A 17,488-nucleotide genomic window follows, 5' to 3' on the forward strand; every position below is an offset into this window, starting at 1 on the left:
GCCGGACTCGAGTCCGGCCTGGAAACGACGCTGTCGCTCGACACCGGCACCGCCACGGTCGGCGAGCCCACCATCATCCTGATCCAGGAGAACCTCGCCAAGATCGGCATCAAGGCGTCGATCGACAAGATTCCCGGCGCGAACTGGCGCACGACGCTGAACAAGAAGGAGCTGCCGCTCGCGCTCAACCGCTTCTCCGGCTGGCTGGATTATCCCGAGTATTATTTCTACTGGAATCTCCACGGCAACAATTCGATCTTCAACATCTCATCCTATCAGAACAAGGAGATGGACGCGCTGATCGACAAGGCGCGCTTCACGACGGATGCCGCGGAATACGAGAAGACCGTGAAGGATTTTATCGCGCTGTGCTTGCGTGACGTTCCGATCATTCCGCTCAACCAGCCGATCCACGACGTCGCGATGCAGAAGGCGATCAGCGGCTACCAATTCTGGTTTCACCGCGAACCGGACTACCGGCAGTTCGCGAAGGGCTGATCGAACGCTTCTCCAGCCGCACCTCGCTCGCCCGCAGCATGGCCGCGTCGAGCCTGCCCTCGCGCGAAGCATCCAGTGCGCACTTGAAGATTCGGTAGAACTGCGCTCCGTCATAGGCGACCAGCAGCAGGTCGACGCCGGCGTTGATCGCCTCCACCACGGCCTTGCAGACGTCGTTCTGGTAGATCGCGCCCATCATGAGGTCGTCGGTCATCACGATGCCCTGATGGTGCCATGTCTTGCGGATGATGCCGTCGACGACGCGCTTGGAATGCGAGGCCGCCCGGTCCGGATCGACTGCGGTCAACGTCACGTGCCCGACCATGAGCGCCGCGTGCGATTCCGCCAGCACATGGCGAAACGGCTGCCAGTCGGACGCCTCGAGGTCCGCAACCGAGGCGTCGAGATTGGCGCTAAAATGATGGGTGTCGGTGCGCACGCGACCGATGCCCGGAAAATGCTTCAGCGTGGCGCCGACGCCTGAGGCTTCGAGGCCGCGGACATAGGCGCTCGCGATCGTGCTGACGACGACGGGATCGGTAGCGATCGCGCGCTGGCCGATCAGCGTATGGAAATCGAGGCGGTTGCGCCGGACCGGCGGCTTGAGATCGAGCACCGGCGCAAGATTGAGGTTGACGCCCAGCCCGGCGAGCTCCCGGCCATGGATGCGGCCGAACTCCTCCGCCTTGACCTGCTGGACGTCAGAGGCGAGCCCGGCGAGCGTCGCCAGCGCCGGCAGTTTCGTCAACGGCGGCGAGAGATGGCCGACGATACCACCCTCCTGGTCGGCGGCGACGATCAGCGGCGGCAGGCCCGCGGCGCGACGCTTGTCCTGCAGCGAAGCGATCTCGGCCCGCAGCTCGTCGATCGTCTTACGGCGCAGATTGTGCCGCGTGACATAGACGCCGGCGATCAGGCCCTTTTCGGCAAGCTGCGCCACATCGGCGAAGGACGAATAGCCGACCATGAAATGCGACCCGAGTTGCCGCGCCTCGGCTGCGCCGGCGTCGAGCACATCGCGCTTGCGCAGCTCGAAGGTGAGATGGGCCGCCGACATCAGGAGCGGCGGCAGGCACCACAGCACGATCAGAAGCTTTCCCGTCCAACGCTGCCAGTGCCCGCGTCGGAGAAGCAGAAGCACGATCCCGATGCAGACGAGCACGACGACGATATTTCCCGGACCGCGCAGCGCGAGAAGGTAGGGATCGTTCTTGTTCGCCGCGATGAACGCAGCCAACGGCAACGCAAGCCAGAGCAGGACGAGAGCGACGCGACGCGCGAATATCATGGAGAGCACACGTGCTGGAGCGACGATGCTTCGCACCTATCAAAGCGCTTTGCTTCACGCGAGTGGTGAAAGCGCGTCTGCACGAAAACTGCACGAGACTCCTGAAATCGTGCAGAGGTCGATCCCGCCTTCTGCACGAGAGCCGGTCAAGGTCGATCATGTCCCATCCACGAAAGGTCTTTTGGACATGACAAGCCTGGCACCGGCTGAAGCGACCGCCACGCAGCCTGCGACGACATCCTCGCTGCCGTTCAAACTCGCGATCGTCTTGGCGCTCGCAGCGCTCGCCGACGTCCTGTTCTACGATGCGCGGATCGGGCTGTCGCTCGCCATCTTCGCCGTTGCAATTGCCAGCGGCTCAGGGATCGCGAACCACGCGACGCTGGACCGCCGGCGCGTCCCGATCGGTGCCATCGTCGTGCTCATCGGCCTCGTGCCCGTGATCGAGGACGTCAACACAGTCTCGGTCCTGCTCCTCATCATCGCGCTCGCGCTCGCCCTGCTGCTCGCGACCAATCCGGATACGACCGGTCTCGCCGACGCGGCACGCGCACTGCGCAACTTCATCCTGTTCGGACCACTCAGGTTTTTTGTCGACGTGCTCGGGGTCTTCAGCCTGTCGTCGTTCACCCGCGGCATTGCCGCCTGGTTCCTGCCGGCGGTGCTGAGCACCATCTTCATCGCGCTGTTTGCAGCGGCGAACCCGCTGATCGAGCAATGGGTCACCCTGCTCAATCCAAAAATCATCCTCGACTATGTCAGCATCGGCCGGATCCTGTTCTGGACCATGATACTGGCGCTGGTCTGGCCGTTCATCCATGTCCGCTGGCGCAAACGGCGCGCCAAGGTCGCTGCCGAAACCGTCGAACAGGAGCCCGGAGTTGCTAAGCGTGCCGAGTTCCTGGGTGCGCCGACGATTTTGCGCTCGCTGATCCTGTTCAACCTGCTGTTCGCCGGACAGTCGGCGCTCGACGCGCTCTATCTCTGGGGCCACGTCGCGTTACCGGCCGGCGTCTCCTATGCGACCTACGCCCATCGCGGCGCCTATCCGCTGATCGTGACCGCGCTGCTCGCCGCCGCCTTCGTGCTGGTGGCGATGCGCCCGGGCGGGCCGGCCGAGAAATCGCCGCCGATCCGCCTGTTGGTCTACATCTGGGTCGGGCAGAACGTGCTGCTGGTGGCATCCTCGATCCTGCGCCTCGACATCTATGTGGCGATCTATCTCCTGACCTATTGGCGGATCGCGGCCTTCATCTGGATGGGGCTGGTGGCGCTGGGGCTGATCCTGATCGTCGCGCGCATCGTGCTGGACCGCTCGAACGAATGGCTGGTCGGCGCTAATTTGATCGCGTTGACGAGCGTGCTCTACATCGTGTCGCTGGTGAACTTCGATGCCATCATTGCCGACTATAATGTAGCCCACAGCCGCGAAGTGTCGGGCAAGGGCGTGGCACTGGACGTTAACTATCTCTCGCAACTCGGGCCACAGGCCTTGCCGGCGATCGAAAAGGTGATGCAGCTTCGACCCAACGAGACCTGCCTTGTCGGACGCCGCGATGGGCTTGTAGAACGTCAGCGCAAGGACATGGCGTCCTGGCGGACCTGGGGTTTTCGGAGCTGGCGCCTGCAACGCAGGCTCGACGCCAAGGCCAAGGATCAGGTCAGAGATCAGGTCAAGAGCCCGGCGGCCGGCTGAACGCGGAGAGAGTATTGGCGCATCGCATCCTGATCGTCGACGACGAAGGCCATATCCGCGAAGTCATCCGCGTCGCGCTGAGAAAGGCCGGCATGGACGTCGTTGATGCGCGCGACGGCAAGGAGGCGCTCGCCCGCTTTGCCGCCGACAAGCCCGACCTCATCGTGCTCGACATCGGCATGCCCGAATTCGACGGGCTCGACGTCTGCCGCGATATCCGCAAGACGTCTGACGTGCCGATCCTGTTCCTCTCCGCGCGCGACGAGGAGATCGACCGCGTGCTCGGGCTCGAGATCGGCGGCGATGACTATGTGACGAAGCCGTTCAGCCCGCGCGAGCTGGTCGCGCGGGTCAATGTCATCCTGCGCCGCCTTACCCCGAGGAATGGAGAGAGCAAGCCTGCGTCCGTGCTGGCGCAGGGCGGCCTCTCGATCGACATCGAGCAGCATGTGGCAACCTTCGCAGGTGCGGCCCTGAAGCTGACCGCGATCGAGTTCGGGATTCTGCGCGCGTTCCTGACCCGTCCAACGTCGGTGTTCAACCGCGAGCAATTGATGCGCGCGGCCTACCAGCTCAACATCCAGGTCTCCGACCGCACCATCGACAGCCATATTCGCAACATCCGCGCCAAGCTTGCGGCGCAGAACTGCGACAATGTGATCGAGACCATCCACGGCGTCGGCTTCAAGCTCGGCCACTGCGAGAAAGAGGCATGAGCCGCGCGCCCGATAAATGGCGGCCGTCGCTCGGGTTCGTCATCTTCACGGTGCTGGCGACGGTCGCGGTGCTGCCGCTGGTCGGGCTGTTCTTCTTCCGTCTCTACGACAACCAGCTCATCCGCCAGACCCAGGCGGAGCTGATCGCCCAGAGCCGCGTGGTCGCCACGATCTATGCCCAGGAGGTCGAGAAGCGGCTCAGCAGCGGGATCGAGCTGGGCGCCGAAGTGCCGCCGGGCGTGCTGCCGGATCCCAATGACCAGGTCACGCCGATCCGCCCTGCCCTCGACCTTGCCGGCAACGATTTGCTGCGGCGGCGCCCCGATGCGCTGCCGACCAATCGGCCGGCCGATCCGGCCTATGTGGAGATCGGCGCAAAGCTGACGCCGATCATCCGCGAGACCCAGAAGGTGACGCTGGCGGGCTTTCGTATCCTCGACCCACAAGGCGTTGTCATCGCCGGCCGCGCCGAGCTCGGGCAGTCGCTCGCCCATATCGAAGAGGTCGCCGATGCCCTGCACGGGCAATACCGCGCGACACTGCGCAACCGCGTACCTGACAAGGCGGTGCCGCCGATCTATTCCATCAGCCGCGGCGTCGGCGTGCACGTGTTCTCGGCGATGCCCGTCATCGTCAACAACCGCGTTGCCGGCGTGATCTATACGACGCGCACGCCGCGCAACATCTTTGACCATCTCTATCAAGAGCGCGGCAAGTTCATCCTCGCCGGTCTCGCCGTGATCCTCGGCACCCTTACGATCGGCCTCGTGTTCTGGCGCACCGTCACGCTGCCGATGCGCGAACTGATCGAGCGCGCCGCCAGAATCGGGCGCGGTGACCGCGAGGCGTTCAAACCACTCCGGCATTACGGCACGCGCGAATTCGCCCAGCTCTCGCACAGCTTTCTCGGCATGGCCGAGCAGTTGGCCCGCCGCTCCGACTACATCGCGACATTCTCGGCGCACCTGACCCATGAGCTGAAATCGCCGCTGACCTCGATCAAGGGCGCGGCCGAGCTGTTGCAGGATTCATTTCAGGACAAGCTCGGCAGTTTGACGCCATCAGAACAGAGGACTTTTGTCGCCAACATTCTCAGCGATGCCGCGCGGCTGGAGGCGATGGCGCAGCGGCTGCGCGAGCTGGCGCGGGCCGAAGGCCTGCCGCAGAACGAGCGCACCGAGCTTGCCCCCGTGATCGGCGATCTCAAGAACCGATTCCCCGCCGCTCACATCGAGGCCAGCGGCAATCTCGACCGCCCGATCGGGATGTCCGGCGAGAAGGCGCTGATCGTGCTGTCACACCTCGCCGACAATGCGATGCGGCACCGCGCCAAAAATATCCGGCTGGAGGCGGTGGACGAGCGCACCAGTGTGCGGCTGACCATGCGCAATGACGGCGATCCGATCTCGCCGCCCAATCGTGACCGGATCTTTGATGCGTTCTTCACCACCCGTCGTGACGGAGGCGGTACCGGGATGGGGCTGGCGATTGCGCGGGCGGTGATGGCGAGCCATGGCGGCTCGATCAGGCTGCTGCCGACGGAAGACGGCGCAGCCTTCGAGCTTCAATTTCCCGTCGCCTGAGGCGTCAAATTGCAAAGACCCAGGCGGCGACGATGGCCCCGATGGTGACGATGCCGGCGATGGTCCAGCCCGCGGCATATTCCAGTTCGGGGTGGCCGGTGGCCCGCATGATCTCGTTGGGGTCGGCCGTGTGCTTCCAATGCTGTGACATGGCAGCCTCGTACACTCTACGTCCTGCATATAAGTCGCGGCAGCCGGCATTAGGTTCCATCACGGACGCGAGAGCAGTCCACGGCGGGCTCAATCGACACCGCGACTGGCGAATTGGCAGGATTGCTTTCCTACGGCCGGTTGCGTGCTAGACTTGCGCGCCATCCACGGCAGGAGGGAAGCATGGCGGACAACAAGGCCAAGCGGGGCGGCGCAGACCGCGCCCTGATCGCACTCAGCGAGAAATACGAGGTCGCCTACTGGTCCAAGAAGTTCAAGGTGACGCCGGCAAAGCTGAAATACGCAGTCAAGAAAGTCGGGCACTCCGCCAAGAAGGTGGAGGCCTATATCCAGGAGCAGAAGCACCGCGCCGCCGACAAGTCCCGGATCGCGCTCAGCCAGCCCTATGAGGTCCGCTACTGGTCGAAGAAGTTCAAGATCACCCCGGCCAAGCTGAAGGCAGCGGTAGCGGCAGCCGGTCACTCCTCGAAGAAAGTCGAGGCCTATCTGGCAGCCGGCAAGAAGACGAAGAAGGCCACCAAGAAGAAGACAGCCAAGAAGAAGGCGGCCTGAGCGGCGGCTTCACAGGCGGCGCAGCATCAGACGGGAGGCAAGGCATGAGATCGGGCAGATTGATCCTCGCACTGGCGCTTGCGATCGGGAGCATCTCCGGCGCCCAGGCCGCATCGGGGTCGACCTCCGGTTCGACGGCGCTGGCACTGGCCGGCGTCGTCGCCTCGAAGTCACCGCTGCTGACCTCGGCCGAGAAGAAGGCGATGGCCATGCTGTTCGCCGCGAATGCCGACATTCCCTACAACAAGCCGATCCTGGTGACGGCGGACCGTATCGTCTGCCGCACCAGCAATGTCGACATCACCCTGCGCTCTTGCGAGCTCACCTTCGGCAAGAAGGTCAAGACGGTAAACGGATCGACCGCCAACGAAGTGTTTGCCACCGAGGCGCTCGCCGGCGTTCCGCCCGACGGCGCCGCAGGGTCGAACTTCGAAAGCCTGTCCAAGCTGAGCTGCACGATCGATCCGAACGCAATCAGGCAGAAGGACGGCTCGGGCGCGAACTGCACGTTTGAGACTGAGAAATAGCCCGGGCGCGCCTCAAGTCCCGGCCGCCGTTAAATCGCCCAACACGAGCGAATAGAATGGGACGACCGGACCAACCGGCGTGCAATGCCTGAGGCCGCAGGGGCGGCGTCACAACAATGAAAAACTATCTCGCATTTGCCCTTCTTCTAATCGTCACGGCAGCCTCCGCGCGTGGGCCCGTTCCTGCGCCGCGGCATCAATCGGATCTCGAGCTGATAGGCCTCACCGACACCGCCACGTCCGCCGGCGGCACCGCCCTGCTGTGCGAGCAGGTGTCGTTCTCACGCGGCCTTCGCTACGGTGAGAGCGAGGCCAACGTCCTCGACATCGCAACCAGCGAGACGAAATCGACCATCCCGCAGCCGATCCTGTTCTTCGTGGCCGGCGACACCTTCACCGGCGACAATGCGGCGCCCGACCTCGTCCGCGATTTGCAGGACCAGGCGATGTGCTTTGCCGTACGCAACGGCATGGTGGGGGTGCGCGTGAACTACCGGCTGGCGCCGTCGGCACAGTGGCCGTCAGGCGCGAGGGACGTCGCGGCGGCGCTGTCCTGGGTCCGTCAGAACGTCGATCTCTTCAATGGCGACGTTCGCGAGATCGTCGCGGTCGGATATGCCGCCGGCGCCTTTCATGTCGCGAGCCTGCTTGCCCATCCGGAGCTGCAGAATCCCGACACCGATATTGCCGCTGTGGTGCTGGTGTCCGGCATCTATCGGGCGGGCAAGGACGCCGATGACAGCCAGAAGGCCTATTTAGGGACGGACGCCACGCAATATGACAAGCGCTCGGTGTTTCCCGGCATCGTGGCCGTCGATGATCCGGTCCTGCTGGCCTGGGCCGCCGCCGACCCTGCCGGCCTGGTCGCACAAGGCGAGGCGCTCAAGAAGGAGCTCTGCGCCAGCGGCCATTGTCCGCGCACTGCGATCCTGCACAGCCGCGACGGGCTCGCCTCGGTCTTTGGTCTCGACGGCTCCGCCGACAGCCTCGCCGAACCGACGCTGATGCTCGTCCGGCAATTGGAAGCACGCGGGTTGCCATAGACCGCTAACGGTCAGCACGGCTGTCGCATGAATTGCCGCAGCTCGCCTTTGACTTATATCAAGCGGCTTCGCTGCCGCTAACGACGACTCCAGGGTTGGGGCCAAACATCGGGGTGGACCATGACCGTCAACAGCCGTCTGCTGATCGCCTTGGTCGTCGCACTGACGTCGCTCGGCGCGATGTCCTCACCACGCGAGGAACCGTCCGCGAGCGCGACGGAGATCCGCATCGGCAATCTGATGCCCTATTCGGGACCGCTGGCGGAATTCGGCGCGATCGGAAAAGCCCAGGCCGCCTATTTCGACATGATCAACGATCGCGGCGGGATCAACGGCCGGAAGATCCGCTTCATCACCCGCGACGACAACTCCGATCCCGGCAACGCGATGGAGCAGACCAGGAAGCTGGTCGAGCAGGACGATGTCCTCTTCATGTTCGGCTCGTTCGGTACGCCCGGTAATCTGGCCACGCGCTGGTACCTGAACGAGCGGAAGGTACCGCAGCTTTTCGTCGCCTCCGGCGACGAGGAGCTGAGCCAAGGCAAAGCGTTTCCCTGGACCATGGGCTGGCAGCCGTCGTTCCGGTCGGAGGGACGCATCTACGCCAACTACATCCAGGCCTATTATCCGAGACGCAAGATCGTGGTGCTCTGGCAGAACGACCAGTTCGGCCGCGTGCTGTTCAAGGGGATCGAGGAAGGCCTCGGCGATCTCAACCGCCTCGTCCTCGTCGACATCGCCTTCGACATTGACGACGAGCATCTCGACGGGCACGTCTCGGTGCTCAAGCGCGCCGGTGCCGACATCTTCGTCTTTCTCGGTGTACCGTCGACGGCCGCCAAGGTCATCAAGCTAGCCGCCAACCTCAACTGGCATCCCGTGTTCATCGTGAACGATGCCTCCGCCTCGATCGCCAATGCGATGGCGCCGGCCGGCCTGGAGAATTCGGCTGGCGTGATCTCGGCGGCTTTTCTGAAGGATCCGAGCGATCCGGCCTGGAAGAACGACCCTGCCATGAAGGAGTGGTTCGCCTTCATGGACAAGTATCATCATGTCGAAAGCATCAATAACAGCGGTGCGCTCTATGGCTACGCCACGGCCGAGGCCATGACGCAGGTGCTGAAGCAATGCGGCGACGACCTGTCGCGCGAGAACATCATGCGGCAGGCGGCTGCACTCAAAGACTATGAGCCCTCCGTTGCCCTGCCCGGCATCAGGATGAACACGTCGTCCGGCAACTATCCGCCGATCAGGCAGATGCGGCTCGTCCAGTTCGACGGCCGTTCCTGGCAGCCCTTCGGCGAGGTCATCGAAACCGCATTCTCGGAAGTCCCGCGGAAGTGACGAGAGCCTGACGCGGTCTTCAGCGACGCCAATGCATTCTCCGGTGCAACCCCATTTCATGGTGGTCGCGACAGGCGTCTTTTCGTTTCATGAGGACTGTTTAAGATTGGCACCGTTCTGCATCCGCTCCGCCCGGAGATCACCATGACCGAGACCCTTCGCATCAAGCGCATCGTCGCGCGCCCCGTGATCGTGCCGATGAGCCTGCCGTTGAAAACCTCGACCGGCGCGGTCGCCAAGGCGCCGCTGGTGCTGATCGATTGCGAGACCGACCAGGGCGTGCGCGGCCATGCCTATCTGTTCTCGATCACGCCTGCGGCGCTGAAGCCGCTGACCAGCATGGTCACCGAGATGGCCGAGATGATCGCAGGCGACGAGCTGTTGCCGTTCGACATCGAACGCAAGCTCAGCCAGCGCTTCACCCTGCTCGGGCTCGCCGGCCTGCAGCGGCTGGCGCAATCCGGCATCGACATGGCGGCATGGGATGCGCTGGCGCGCGCTCGCGGTCTGCCGCTCGCCCGCCTGCTCGGCGGCGCGCCGAAGCCGGTGCGCGCCTACAATTCGAAGGGCCTCGGCATCATGCCGGCCGGCGCCGCCGTGGAAGAGGCGCAAAAACTGCTCGCCGAAGGCTTCCACGCCGCAAAAATCCGCGTCGGCCGCCCCGACGCACGCGAAGACCTCTACGTTGTCCGCGCGGTGCGAAAAGCCGTGGGCGATGACGTCACGCTGATGTGCGACTACAACCAGGCGCTTTCGGTGACGGACGCCATCCACCGCGGCCGGATGCTCGACGACGAGGGCCTGCTCTGGATCGAGGAGCCGATCCGCCACGACGACTATGCGGGCTGCGCGCGCATCGCCGCCGAGCTCCGTACGCCGATCCAGATTGGTGAGAATTTTGACAGCGCCTTTTCGATGCAATCGGCACTGTCGGCAAAGTCCTGCGACTTCGTGATGCCCGACGTGCAGCGCATCGGCGGCGTCACCGGCTGGCTGCGCGCCGCGGCGCTGGCTCATGCCGCGGGGGTCGAGATGTCGACGCATCTGTTCTCGGAGGTCAGCGCGCACCTGCTCTGCGTGACACCGACTGCGCATTGGCTGGAATATGTCGACTGGGCCGACGCGGTGCTGGCGACGCGTCTGAAGATCAAGGACGGGTTTGCCCTGCCGAGCGAACAGCCCGGCAACGGCATCGAATGGGACGAGGCAGCCGTGAAGAAATATCTAGCGGAGTGACCGAAGCCCGCCTGCGCCCGTTGGGCTTCGGCGTGGCATCCTCTCTCGGCTTGCGCGAGCGAAGGATGGTGGGCACGACAGGGATCGAACCTGTGACCCCTACCATGTCAAGGTAGTGCTCTCCCGCTGAGCTACGTGCCCTACTCGTCGATGTACGTCGGGTGGGGTCCCTATAACGGCTCAGGGGACCCTGCGCAAGGATGCTCGAGCGCCGATTTAGGCCGCCAGCATCTTATTCACTTCGCTCACCAATTCGCGCAGGTGGACGGGTTTCGACAGCACCTTGGCGTTCTTGGGGGCTTCCGAATCCGAGTTCAGGGCCACCGCGGCGAAGCCGGTGATGAACATGATCTTGATGTCGGGGTCGAGTTCCGAGGCGCGGCGGGCGAGCTCGATGCCGTCCATTTCCGGCATCACGATGTCGGTCAGGAGCATCTCGAACGGCTCCTCGCGCAGCCGCTGATAGGCGGACATGCCGTTATCGTGGGAGGAAACCTGAAATCCGGCGTTTTCCAGCGCCTTGACCAGGAAACGGCGCATGTCGTTGTCGTCTTCGGCAAGCAGGATCTTGTGCATGGCTGGAAACGTCGAATCCCCGGAAAGCTTTACTGAGGCCACTAAGCCCGACAGAGGGTAAATTTCGGGTGAAAAATGCTCCTCATTGCCGCGCGCGGCCGGCCCTTTCTGGACCGGAACGGGACACGAATCAATCGGACCGCGCTTGCAGGGTTAAGACATGTTCCAGGTCATTTGCGAGGCCATTTCGCGTTTTTTCGCTTGGCAGAATGGTTGCGATTCCTGACAATGAACGCACATAAAAGCCTCGCGCGACCGGCCGAATCGCTTTTGTCGGGACCCGCGCGGAAGACCCAAGGGATGACGCCCCGAAGATGACCCGGTTTGACGGCGATTTGTCGCCACCGTTCGAGATCGTTGAGCCCAGGGAGTGGCGGGCACCGGTCATCTTCAACTCGCCCCATTCGGGCTCGACCTATCCCGACCATTTCGTCGCCGCCTCGCGCATCGACTTGCCGACGCTGCGCCGTTCCGAAGATTCGTTCATGGACGAGCTGATCAGCCATTTGAGCGATCGCGGCTTCCCCGTCGTGCGCGTCAACTTCCCGCGCTCCTATGTCGACGTGAACCGCGAACCCTACGAGCTCGATCCCCGGATGTTCTCCGGGCGGCTGCCGAGCTTCGCCAACACCCGTTCGATGCGGGTCGCCGGCGGTCTCGGCACCATTCCGCGGGTGGTCGGCGACGGCCAGGAGATCTACCGCGAGCGCATCGCGGTCGACGACGCGCTGGAGCGCATCGAGGTGCTGTACAAGCCCTATCACCGCGCGCTGCGCCGGCTGATCAACAAGGTGCACCAGATGTTCGGCACCGTGGTGCTGGTCGACTGCCACTCCATGCCGTCGGTGGGCGTCTCCAGGGACGAGCCGCGCCGCCCCGACATCGTGATCGGCGACCGCTACGGCACGAGCTGCGTGCCGCTGTTGCCCGATCGAGTCGAGGAGACCATGACCGGGCTCGGCTATTCGATCGGCCGCAACAAGCCCTATGCCGGCGGCTTCATCACCGAGCATTACGGCAATCCGGCGAGCGGGCTTCACGCCGTGCAGCTGGAGCTCAACCGCGCCATCTATATGGACGAGCGGCGGCGCGAGCGCGGGCCGCGCTTCAATCAGGTCGCCGCCGACTTCGGCGTGCTCGCCGACGTGCTGGCAACGACCGTCCCGTTCGGTGATCTCGGTCCCTTCCAGGCCGCCGCGGAGTAGCTTCGGACCGCTCAAGTCGAGCTTGCCCAAGCGCGAGCGGTTTTCGCTTGGCATCGCTTGCGCGTTTCGAAGTGAAAGCGTTGCTCGTGAAATGCAGGCAAGAAAAAAGGGCCGCTTGCAATGAGCAAGCGGCCCAAGTCTAGGGAGGAAACGCCCAAGGAGGGCAGCGATAGCGCAAGGCGCTACCGCACCGCAACAATATGCGACTGCGCTGCACAAAGTGCAAGGGTTTTTGCTCGATTTCCCATGCAAAGAACGCAGACCTCCCCTGTCTCCGGAGAAACCCGGATTCAGTCGTCTTACCAAGCAATATCAATCAGTTAGATATCGTTTGCATACCAACGAGGCATGTCCGGAACTAAGCTCTCAACACCGTGATCGATATTTGGTCAGCGGATGGCTCAGCCCGAAGCACGATCTGCGGCATGCAAAATACCAGGGAGCAAATCAACACAGCGCTGCACCCGGTCCGCGATTTGAGCTAGGCAATATCTGGCGTTCGCTCCGCTTTCGCTTTCCACATTCCCTTGCCAAATTCCCTGGCCTGTCGAGTTGAAGGACCTGCCGTGACGGTGATCGATTTCTCAGCCTTCATCGGAAGGCTTGCCACCACCTCCGGCGAAACCATTCTGCCGTTCTTCCGCACCTCGCTGTCGATCGACGACAAAAGTAAGACCAAGGATTTCGATCCCGTCACCGAGGCCGACCGCGCGGCCGAGGCCGTGATGCGGCGGCTGATCAAGGCCAACTTCCCCCAGCACGGGATCGTCGGCGAGGAATTCGGCAATGAACGCGAGGACGCCGATTACGTCTGGGTGCTCGATCCCATCGACGGCACAAAATCCTTCATCGGCGGCTTTCCGATCTGGGGCACGCTGATCGCGCTGTTGCACCGGGGCACGCCGGTGTTCGGCATGATGCACCAGCCCTTCATCGGCGAGCGCTTTTCCGGCGACAACGGCTCGGCCAACTATAAAGGCCCGTCCGGCGAGCGCCGGCTCCAGGTCCGCCGCTGTGCTTCGCTCAGTGAGGCGACCACTTACACGACCAGCCCGCTGCTGATGAACGAGCGCGACCGCGCCATCTTCGGCCGCATCGAGAAGGGCGCGCGACTCTCGCGCTATGGCGGCGACTGCTACTCCTATTGCATGCTGGCCGCAGGTCACGTCGACCTCGTGGTCGAGACCGAGCTGAAGCCCTACGACATCGCAGCGCTGATCCCGATCGTCACCGGCGCCGGCGGCGTCGTCACGACCTGGGAAGGCAAGCCCGCCCAGGGCGGCGGCCGCATCATTGCCGCCGGCGATCCGCGCGTGCATGAAGAGGCGCTGAAGCTGCTCAACGGATAAGGCCATCGGAGAGCCTGCATGAAGACCTTGCGCAAGTTGTTCACCGCGCTGTTGTTGCTCGCCCCTTCCCTCGCGTCTGCGCAGGACTATCCGACAAAGCCGATCAAGCTGATCGTGCCGTTTCCGGCCGGCGGCCCCAACGACATCATCGCCCGCGTGGTCGGCCAGCGCATGTCGGAGCTGGCGGGCCAGCCGGTGCTGATCGACAATCGCGGCGGCCAGGGCGGCGTGCTCGGCACCGACGTCGTCGCCAAGGCCGCGCCCGACGGCTACACGATCGCGATCACCAGCGCCGGCGCGCTGGCGATCAGCCCGAGCCTGGAGAAGGTCGCCTACGACACGTTGAAAGACCTTGCGCCGGTGACGCTGGTCGCCACCGTGCCGGAGATCCTGGTGGTGCCGAACAGCGTGCCGGCGCAAAACCTCGCCGAACTGATCGCGCTTGCCAAGGCGCAGCCGGGCAAACTCAACTTTGCCTCCACCGGCCCCGGCGGCCTGCCTCACCTTGCCGGGGAGTTGCTGAAATCCGCCGCCAAGATCGACATCGTGCACATCCCCTATCGCGGGGCGGCGCCGGCCGTGAACGACATGCTGGGCCAGCAGCAGGTGCAGATGGCGTTCTTCGACATGCCGATCCTGCTGCCGCAGATCCAGGCCAAGACGCTGCGCCCGATCGCGATCGGCTCGCTCGCGCGCGCACCCACCGCGCCCGATATCCCGACGCTGGCGGAAGCCGGCTTTCCCGACATGCATATCGAGAACTGGTACGGCATGGTCGCGCCCAAGGGCACGCCGACGCAGGTCGTGGCCGCGCTGCATCGGATTGCCACGCAGGCGATGGCCGATCCGGCGGTGAAGGACAAGCTCGCAGCGCAAGGCGCCACGCTGATCGGCGACACGCCCGAGCACTTTCGCCAGTTCATTGCTGATGAGACCGGCCGCTGGGCCAAGGTGATCAAGGACGCCGGCGTCGAGACGACGAAGTAGGTGTTTGGTTGTCGTCGTTGCTGCTAATCCCGTCATCCTGAGGTGCGCGCATGCGACGCAAAGCGTCGCATGGCAAGCCTCGAAGGATGAACGGCCCCGATGCAGCGAGCCGTCGCCCTTCGAGGCTCGTCCTGCGCTACGCCGCAGGACGAGCACCTCAGGGTGACGGTCATAGACTGTCGTTGTTGCATTCGACCCAACAAGCTGCAGACACGCCTTCACATTCTCGCGGCTCATTTCGCCCGAGCTTTGCTTCGGTCTTGCCCCTCTGTCGGAACAAAGGGCGCAGGGAAGACCGGGTGCCGGCTGGCACCCATTTGCCCGCTGCGCGGCGAGAGAATGCACGCGTAAAGCACAGCGGAAGAACAGGGCAACCGAACATCCGGCCTTCCCTGCGCGATGGTTTGACGGCGTATGCCGCGCTCTCCCCGGAGACGACTTCCTTTTTGTCTCCGTCCTCTTGCGAATTGGCGATGCCACGAGACCCGGTTGGGCCCAAGGCATCTCCGCAAGGCTTGGCTGTAGCAACGACAGCCGGGACCACACGGTTTGGCCGTACGCATCGAGCGCCGTTCGTCCGCACACCGCATGTCGCTCACGGAGAGCATCCGCCCTGCAACTGCCTCTGCGTGCCCGACGCTTGCTGCGTCCACCGCAACCCGGCCCGCGTACGTGACGACGGACGACCGCCCCTTTTGGTGGGCCGGGATGTCCTTGCGTATAATCCGAAACAGCGGTTCGGTAAATAAGAATATTTTTGGGCGCCGGGATTGACAGGAATTTGGTGATTTGCCCGACGGGCAAGCCCTTCACATCGCCACCGCGCGCAAATGCTCGACCAGCAGTTTCGCAGGCCGCGGCAGTGTCTTGAAGCTGCGCGCGCAGATCACGAGTCTCCGGTTGGCCCAGGCGTCGCGCAGGCGCACCGTTGCGATCGGCATGGTGCGGGCGCAGCGGCGGGCGGCGGCTTCCGGCACGAGGGCGACGCCGACGTCGGCGGCGACCATCTGGCAGATCGCATCGAAGTCGCGCAGCCGCGCGCGAAAATGCAGGCGCATGCCGAGCCGCGCGGCGTGTTTTGAGATGTGGACCTGGAGCGCGGTGGCGCTGGTCAGGCCGACGAAGTCGCGCCCGTCGGCTTCCTTGAAATCGATCTGGCGCCGCCCCGAAAACGGGCCGCGTCGCGAGGTCACCAGGGTCAGACGATCCTCATTGAAGGGAAAGCGCTCGATATGATCGGGCAGCGCATGCTCCGCGGCAAAGCCGAGATCGGCAGCACCGGCGGTGATCGCGGCCGCGATGTCGGTGCTCTCGCGCTCCTCGATGTCGACGGCCACGTCGCGGTTCTCGCGCAAGAAGCCGGCAAGTGCTTTTGGCAGGTGCTCCGACAAGCCCGAGGTGTTGGCGAGGAAGTGCACGCTCGCCCTCACCCCGCTGGCGAAGCCCGCGAGGTCGCCGCGCATGGCGTCGACCTGGTGCATGACCAGGCGGGCGTGATCGAGCAGGCTCTCGCCGGCGGCGGTCAATTCCACGCCGCGGCGGCCGCGCTTGAGCAGGGCGACGCCGAGCGCATCCTCGAGGCCCTTGATCCGCGCGCTGGCCGAGGCCAGCGCCAGGTTCGACCGCTCGGCACCGCGCGTGATGCTGCGCTGGTCGGCCACGGCGATGAAGAGTTGCAAGTCCACCAGGTCAAAACGCAAGGCCGCCTCCTTAGCCTTCGTACCAAGCGAAGGCTGTCTCCGTAACCTCCAGATTGTGCCGGAGCGCGCGATCGGTCAATGTGGGGCCATGCTCGACCCGCTCCTCATCGCCATCGCCGCCGTCTTCCTGCTCGCCGGATTCGTCAAGGGCGTGATCGGGCTCGGGTTGCCGACCGTATCGATGGGCCTGCTCGCGGTCGCCATGGCGCCGAGCCGGGCGATCGCCATCGTCATCGTGCCCGCGATCGTCACCAATATCTGGCAGACCTTTGCCGGCCCCTATCTGCGCGACATCGTCAAGCGGCTGTGGCCGCTGATGATCGGCACCGTGATCGGCTGCTGGCTCAACGCCGGCGCGCTGACCGGCCCGCATGCGGCCTATGGCACCGTGGTGCTCGGCCTGCTGCTCGTGATCTACGCGATCATCGGCCTGAACAAGTTCCACTTCAGCGTCGCGCCGCGTAACGAAAAATGGGTCGGCGGCGCGGTCGGAATCGTCACAGGCGTAATCTCCGCCTCGACCGGCGTGCAGGTGATCCCCTCGATGCCATTCATGCAAGCGATCGGCATGGAGAAGGACGAACTGGTGCAGGCGCTCGGCGTGTTCTTCACGGTGGCAACCGTGGCGCTCGCCTTCAACCTCACCGCGGGCGGATTGCTCAATTCAGCAACAGCGGTGCCCGGCGCGATCGCGATGGCCTGTGCCTTCGGCGGCATGTCTATCGGCCAGGCCGTGCGCGCCCGCATGCCCGCGGAAACGTTTCGCCGCTGGTTCCTGATCGCGATGATCCTGCTGGGCGTCTATCTCATGGGCAGCGCGGTGCTGAAGGGGTTTGGCTAGCGCCGCCGTAATACCCGCGCCGTCGCCATGGCGTAGGAGGCTCCTGTCCCTTCTTCCCCGCTGCTGCCTAGAGTATAGTTCCGATGGAGGTGATGATGCCGATCCAGCAGCGGAACGCCAGGTTGTTCATGTTTGGCGAACAGGCCGCCCGACACGTGCGGCCTGTTCGCCAAACA

The 17,488-nt window shown here is 64.1% G+C and carries 17 protein-coding genes and 1 tRNA gene; 13 read left to right on the forward strand and 5 right to left on the reverse strand.

All coding sequences use genetic code 11. The features are described from left to right. Nucleotides 1-498: ABC transporter substrate-binding protein (locus C2U70_RS02875; RefSeq protein WP_349629564.1), on the forward strand; the 498-nt coding region annotated here is incomplete at its 5' end. On the opposite strand, the gene C2U70_RS02880 is transcribed toward C2U70_RS02875, so the two are convergent. Then, nucleotides 437-1,786 (reverse strand): glycoside hydrolase family 3 N-terminal domain-containing protein, encoded by a 1,350-nt coding sequence (locus C2U70_RS02880; RefSeq protein WP_140976354.1) that lies wholly within the window; start codon nt 1,784-1,786, stop codon nt 437-439. The two genes, C2U70_RS02875 and C2U70_RS02880, sit on opposite strands and share 62 nt — an antisense overlap. A 187-nt stretch (nt 1,787-1,973) precedes the next feature. Here C2U70_RS02880 and C2U70_RS02885 point away from each other — a divergent pair, with 187 nt between their 5' ends. The 3 genes from C2U70_RS02885 to C2U70_RS02895 are packed head-to-tail and all read left to right on the forward strand — an operon-like array spanning nt 1,974 to nt 5,781. Continuing rightward, a complete protein-coding gene (locus tag C2U70_RS02885) occupies nt 1,974-3,482 on the forward strand; it encodes a DUF4153 domain-containing protein (protein ID WP_140976355.1) in 1,509 nt (502 codons plus the stop codon). A gap of 14 nt (nt 3,483-3,496) precedes the next feature. Continuing rightward, nucleotides 3,497-4,198: a response regulator transcription factor gene (locus tag C2U70_RS02890; RefSeq protein WP_140976356.1), complete on the forward strand. Its 702-nt coding sequence runs from the start codon at nt 3,497-3,499 to the stop codon at nt 4,196-4,198. Further along, nucleotides 4,195-5,781: an ATP-binding protein gene (locus C2U70_RS02895; protein ID WP_140976357.1), complete on the forward strand. Its 1,587-nt coding sequence runs from the start codon at nt 4,195-4,197 to the stop codon at nt 5,779-5,781. Before C2U70_RS02890 ends, C2U70_RS02895 begins: the two co-directional genes overlap by 4 nt. Before the next feature lie 4 nt (nt 5,782-5,785). Here C2U70_RS02895 and C2U70_RS32790 read toward each other — a convergent pair whose 3' ends face one another. Next, complete coding sequence (locus C2U70_RS32790; RefSeq protein ID WP_186294032.1) at nt 5,786-5,932, reverse strand: hypothetical protein; 147 nt, start codon at nt 5,930-5,932, stop codon at nt 5,786-5,788. Between the two features lie 182 nt (nt 5,933-6,114). Between C2U70_RS32790 and C2U70_RS02900 the strand changes: the two genes are divergently transcribed. From C2U70_RS02900 to C2U70_RS02920, 5 genes are all read left to right on the forward strand, one after another. Further along, nucleotides 6,115-6,504, forward strand: coding sequence for a DUF3606 domain-containing protein (locus C2U70_RS02900; protein ID WP_140976358.1), 390 nt, complete (start codon nt 6,115-6,117; stop codon nt 6,502-6,504). A 44-nt stretch (nt 6,505-6,548) separates the two neighbouring features. Continuing rightward, nucleotides 6,549-7,031, forward strand: a complete 483-nt coding sequence (locus tag C2U70_RS02905) for a hypothetical protein (RefSeq protein WP_140976359.1) — start codon at nt 6,549-6,551, stop codon at nt 7,029-7,031. A 116-nt stretch (nt 7,032-7,147) separates the two neighbouring features. Then, on the forward strand, nt 7,148-8,074 hold the full coding sequence (locus tag C2U70_RS02910) for an alpha/beta hydrolase (protein ID WP_140976360.1): 927 nt from the start codon (nt 7,148-7,150) through the stop codon (nt 8,072-8,074). A 120-nt stretch (nt 8,075-8,194) separates the two neighbouring features. Beyond that, nucleotides 8,195-9,418, forward strand: a complete 1,224-nt coding sequence (locus C2U70_RS02915) for an ABC transporter substrate-binding protein (RefSeq protein WP_140976361.1) — start codon at nt 8,195-8,197, stop codon at nt 9,416-9,418. 144 nt (nt 9,419-9,562) lie between these two features. Beyond that, nucleotides 9,563-10,654 carry an enolase C-terminal domain-like protein gene (locus C2U70_RS02920; RefSeq protein WP_140976362.1) on the forward strand — a complete coding sequence of 364 codons (1,092 nt, stop codon included), beginning with the start codon at nt 9,563-9,565 and terminating at the stop codon, nt 10,652-10,654. 66 nt (nt 10,655-10,720) lie between these two features. Here C2U70_RS02920 and C2U70_RS02925 read toward each other — a convergent pair. Both C2U70_RS02925 and cpdR read right to left on the reverse strand, forming a co-directional pair. Next, a tRNA-Val gene (locus tag C2U70_RS02925) sits at nt 10,721-10,795 on the reverse strand. Nucleotides 10,796-10,870: 75 nt separating this feature from the next. After that, complete coding sequence (cpdR, locus tag C2U70_RS02930) at nt 10,871-11,230, reverse strand: cell cycle two-component system response regulator CpdR (protein WP_140976363.1); 360 nt, start codon at nt 11,228-11,230, stop codon at nt 10,871-10,873. A gap of 314 nt (nt 11,231-11,544) precedes the next feature. Here cpdR and C2U70_RS02935 point away from each other — a divergent pair, with 314 nt between their 5' ends. The 3 genes from C2U70_RS02935 to C2U70_RS02945 all read left to right on the forward strand — a co-directional run bounded on the left by C2U70_RS02935 (nt 11,545) and on the right by C2U70_RS02945 (nt 14,771). Continuing rightward, nucleotides 11,545-12,435, forward strand: coding sequence for an N-formylglutamate amidohydrolase (locus C2U70_RS02935; RefSeq protein ID WP_140976364.1), 891 nt, complete (start codon nt 11,545-11,547; stop codon nt 12,433-12,435). A 566-nt stretch (nt 12,436-13,001) separates the two neighbouring features. Next, nucleotides 13,002-13,784, forward strand: a complete 783-nt coding sequence (gene hisN / locus C2U70_RS02940; RefSeq protein ID WP_140976365.1) for a histidinol-phosphatase — start codon at nt 13,002-13,004, stop codon at nt 13,782-13,784. Nucleotides 13,785-13,802: 18 nt separating this feature from the next. Then, complete coding sequence (locus C2U70_RS02945; protein WP_140976366.1) at nt 13,803-14,771, forward strand: Bug family tripartite tricarboxylate transporter substrate binding protein; 969 nt, start codon at nt 13,803-13,805, stop codon at nt 14,769-14,771. Between the two features lie 809 nt (nt 14,772-15,580). Here C2U70_RS02945 and C2U70_RS02955 read toward each other — a convergent pair. Beyond that, the gene (locus C2U70_RS02955) at nt 15,581-16,471 is read right to left on the reverse strand and encodes a LysR substrate-binding domain-containing protein (protein WP_140976367.1); all 891 of its coding nucleotides are present in this window, start codon (nt 16,469-16,471) and stop codon (nt 15,581-15,583) included. An 88-nt stretch (nt 16,472-16,559) separates the two neighbouring features. Between C2U70_RS02955 and C2U70_RS02960 the strand changes: the two genes are divergently transcribed. Then, on the forward strand, nt 16,560-17,312 hold the full coding sequence (locus C2U70_RS02960; protein ID WP_140976368.1) for a sulfite exporter TauE/SafE family protein: 753 nt from the start codon (nt 16,560-16,562) through the stop codon (nt 17,310-17,312). Nucleotides 17,313-17,488 lie beyond the last annotated feature (176 nt).

The sequence above is a fragment of the Bradyrhizobium guangdongense genome (assembly GCF_006483445.1).
In the GTDB taxonomy this organism is placed as follows: domain Bacteria; phylum Pseudomonadota; class Alphaproteobacteria; order Rhizobiales; family Xanthobacteraceae; genus Bradyrhizobium; species Bradyrhizobium guangdongense_A.

Coding starts and splice junctions, on each gene's coding strand:
- C2U70_RS02945 (WP_140976366.1), top strand. CDS start 13,803: ATGAAGACCTTGCGCAAGTTGTTCACCGCGCTGTTGTTGCTCGCCCCT.
- C2U70_RS02915 (WP_140976361.1), top strand. CDS start 8,195: ATGACCGTCAACAGCCGTCTGCTGATCGCCTTGGTCGTCGCACTGACG.
- C2U70_RS02960 (WP_140976368.1), top strand. CDS start 16,560: ATGCTCGACCCGCTCCTCATCGCCATCGCCGCCGTCTTCCTGCTCGCC.
- C2U70_RS02880 (WP_140976354.1), bottom strand. CDS start 1,786: ATGATATTCGCGCGTCGCGTCGCTCTCGTCCTGCTCTGGCTTGCGTTG.
- C2U70_RS02920 (WP_140976362.1), top strand. CDS start 9,563: ATGACCGAGACCCTTCGCATCAAGCGCATCGTCGCGCGCCCCGTGATC.
- C2U70_RS02910 (WP_140976360.1), top strand. CDS start 7,148: ATGAAAAACTATCTCGCATTTGCCCTTCTTCTAATCGTCACGGCAGCC.
- C2U70_RS02905 (WP_140976359.1), top strand. CDS start 6,549: ATGAGATCGGGCAGATTGATCCTCGCACTGGCGCTTGCGATCGGGAGC.
- cpdR (WP_140976363.1), bottom strand. CDS start 11,230: ATGCACAAGATCCTGCTTGCCGAAGACGACAACGACATGCGCCGTTTC.
- C2U70_RS02900 (WP_140976358.1), top strand. CDS start 6,115: ATGGCGGACAACAAGGCCAAGCGGGGCGGCGCAGACCGCGCCCTGATC.
- C2U70_RS32790 (WP_186294032.1), bottom strand. CDS start 5,932: ATGTCACAGCATTGGAAGCACACGGCCGACCCCAACGAGATCATGCGG.
- C2U70_RS02935 (WP_140976364.1), top strand. CDS start 11,545: ATGACCCGGTTTGACGGCGATTTGTCGCCACCGTTCGAGATCGTTGAG.
- C2U70_RS02885 (WP_140976355.1), top strand. CDS start 1,974: ATGACAAGCCTGGCACCGGCTGAAGCGACCGCCACGCAGCCTGCGACG.
- C2U70_RS02895 (WP_140976357.1), top strand. CDS start 4,195: ATGAGCCGCGCGCCCGATAAATGGCGGCCGTCGCTCGGGTTCGTCATC.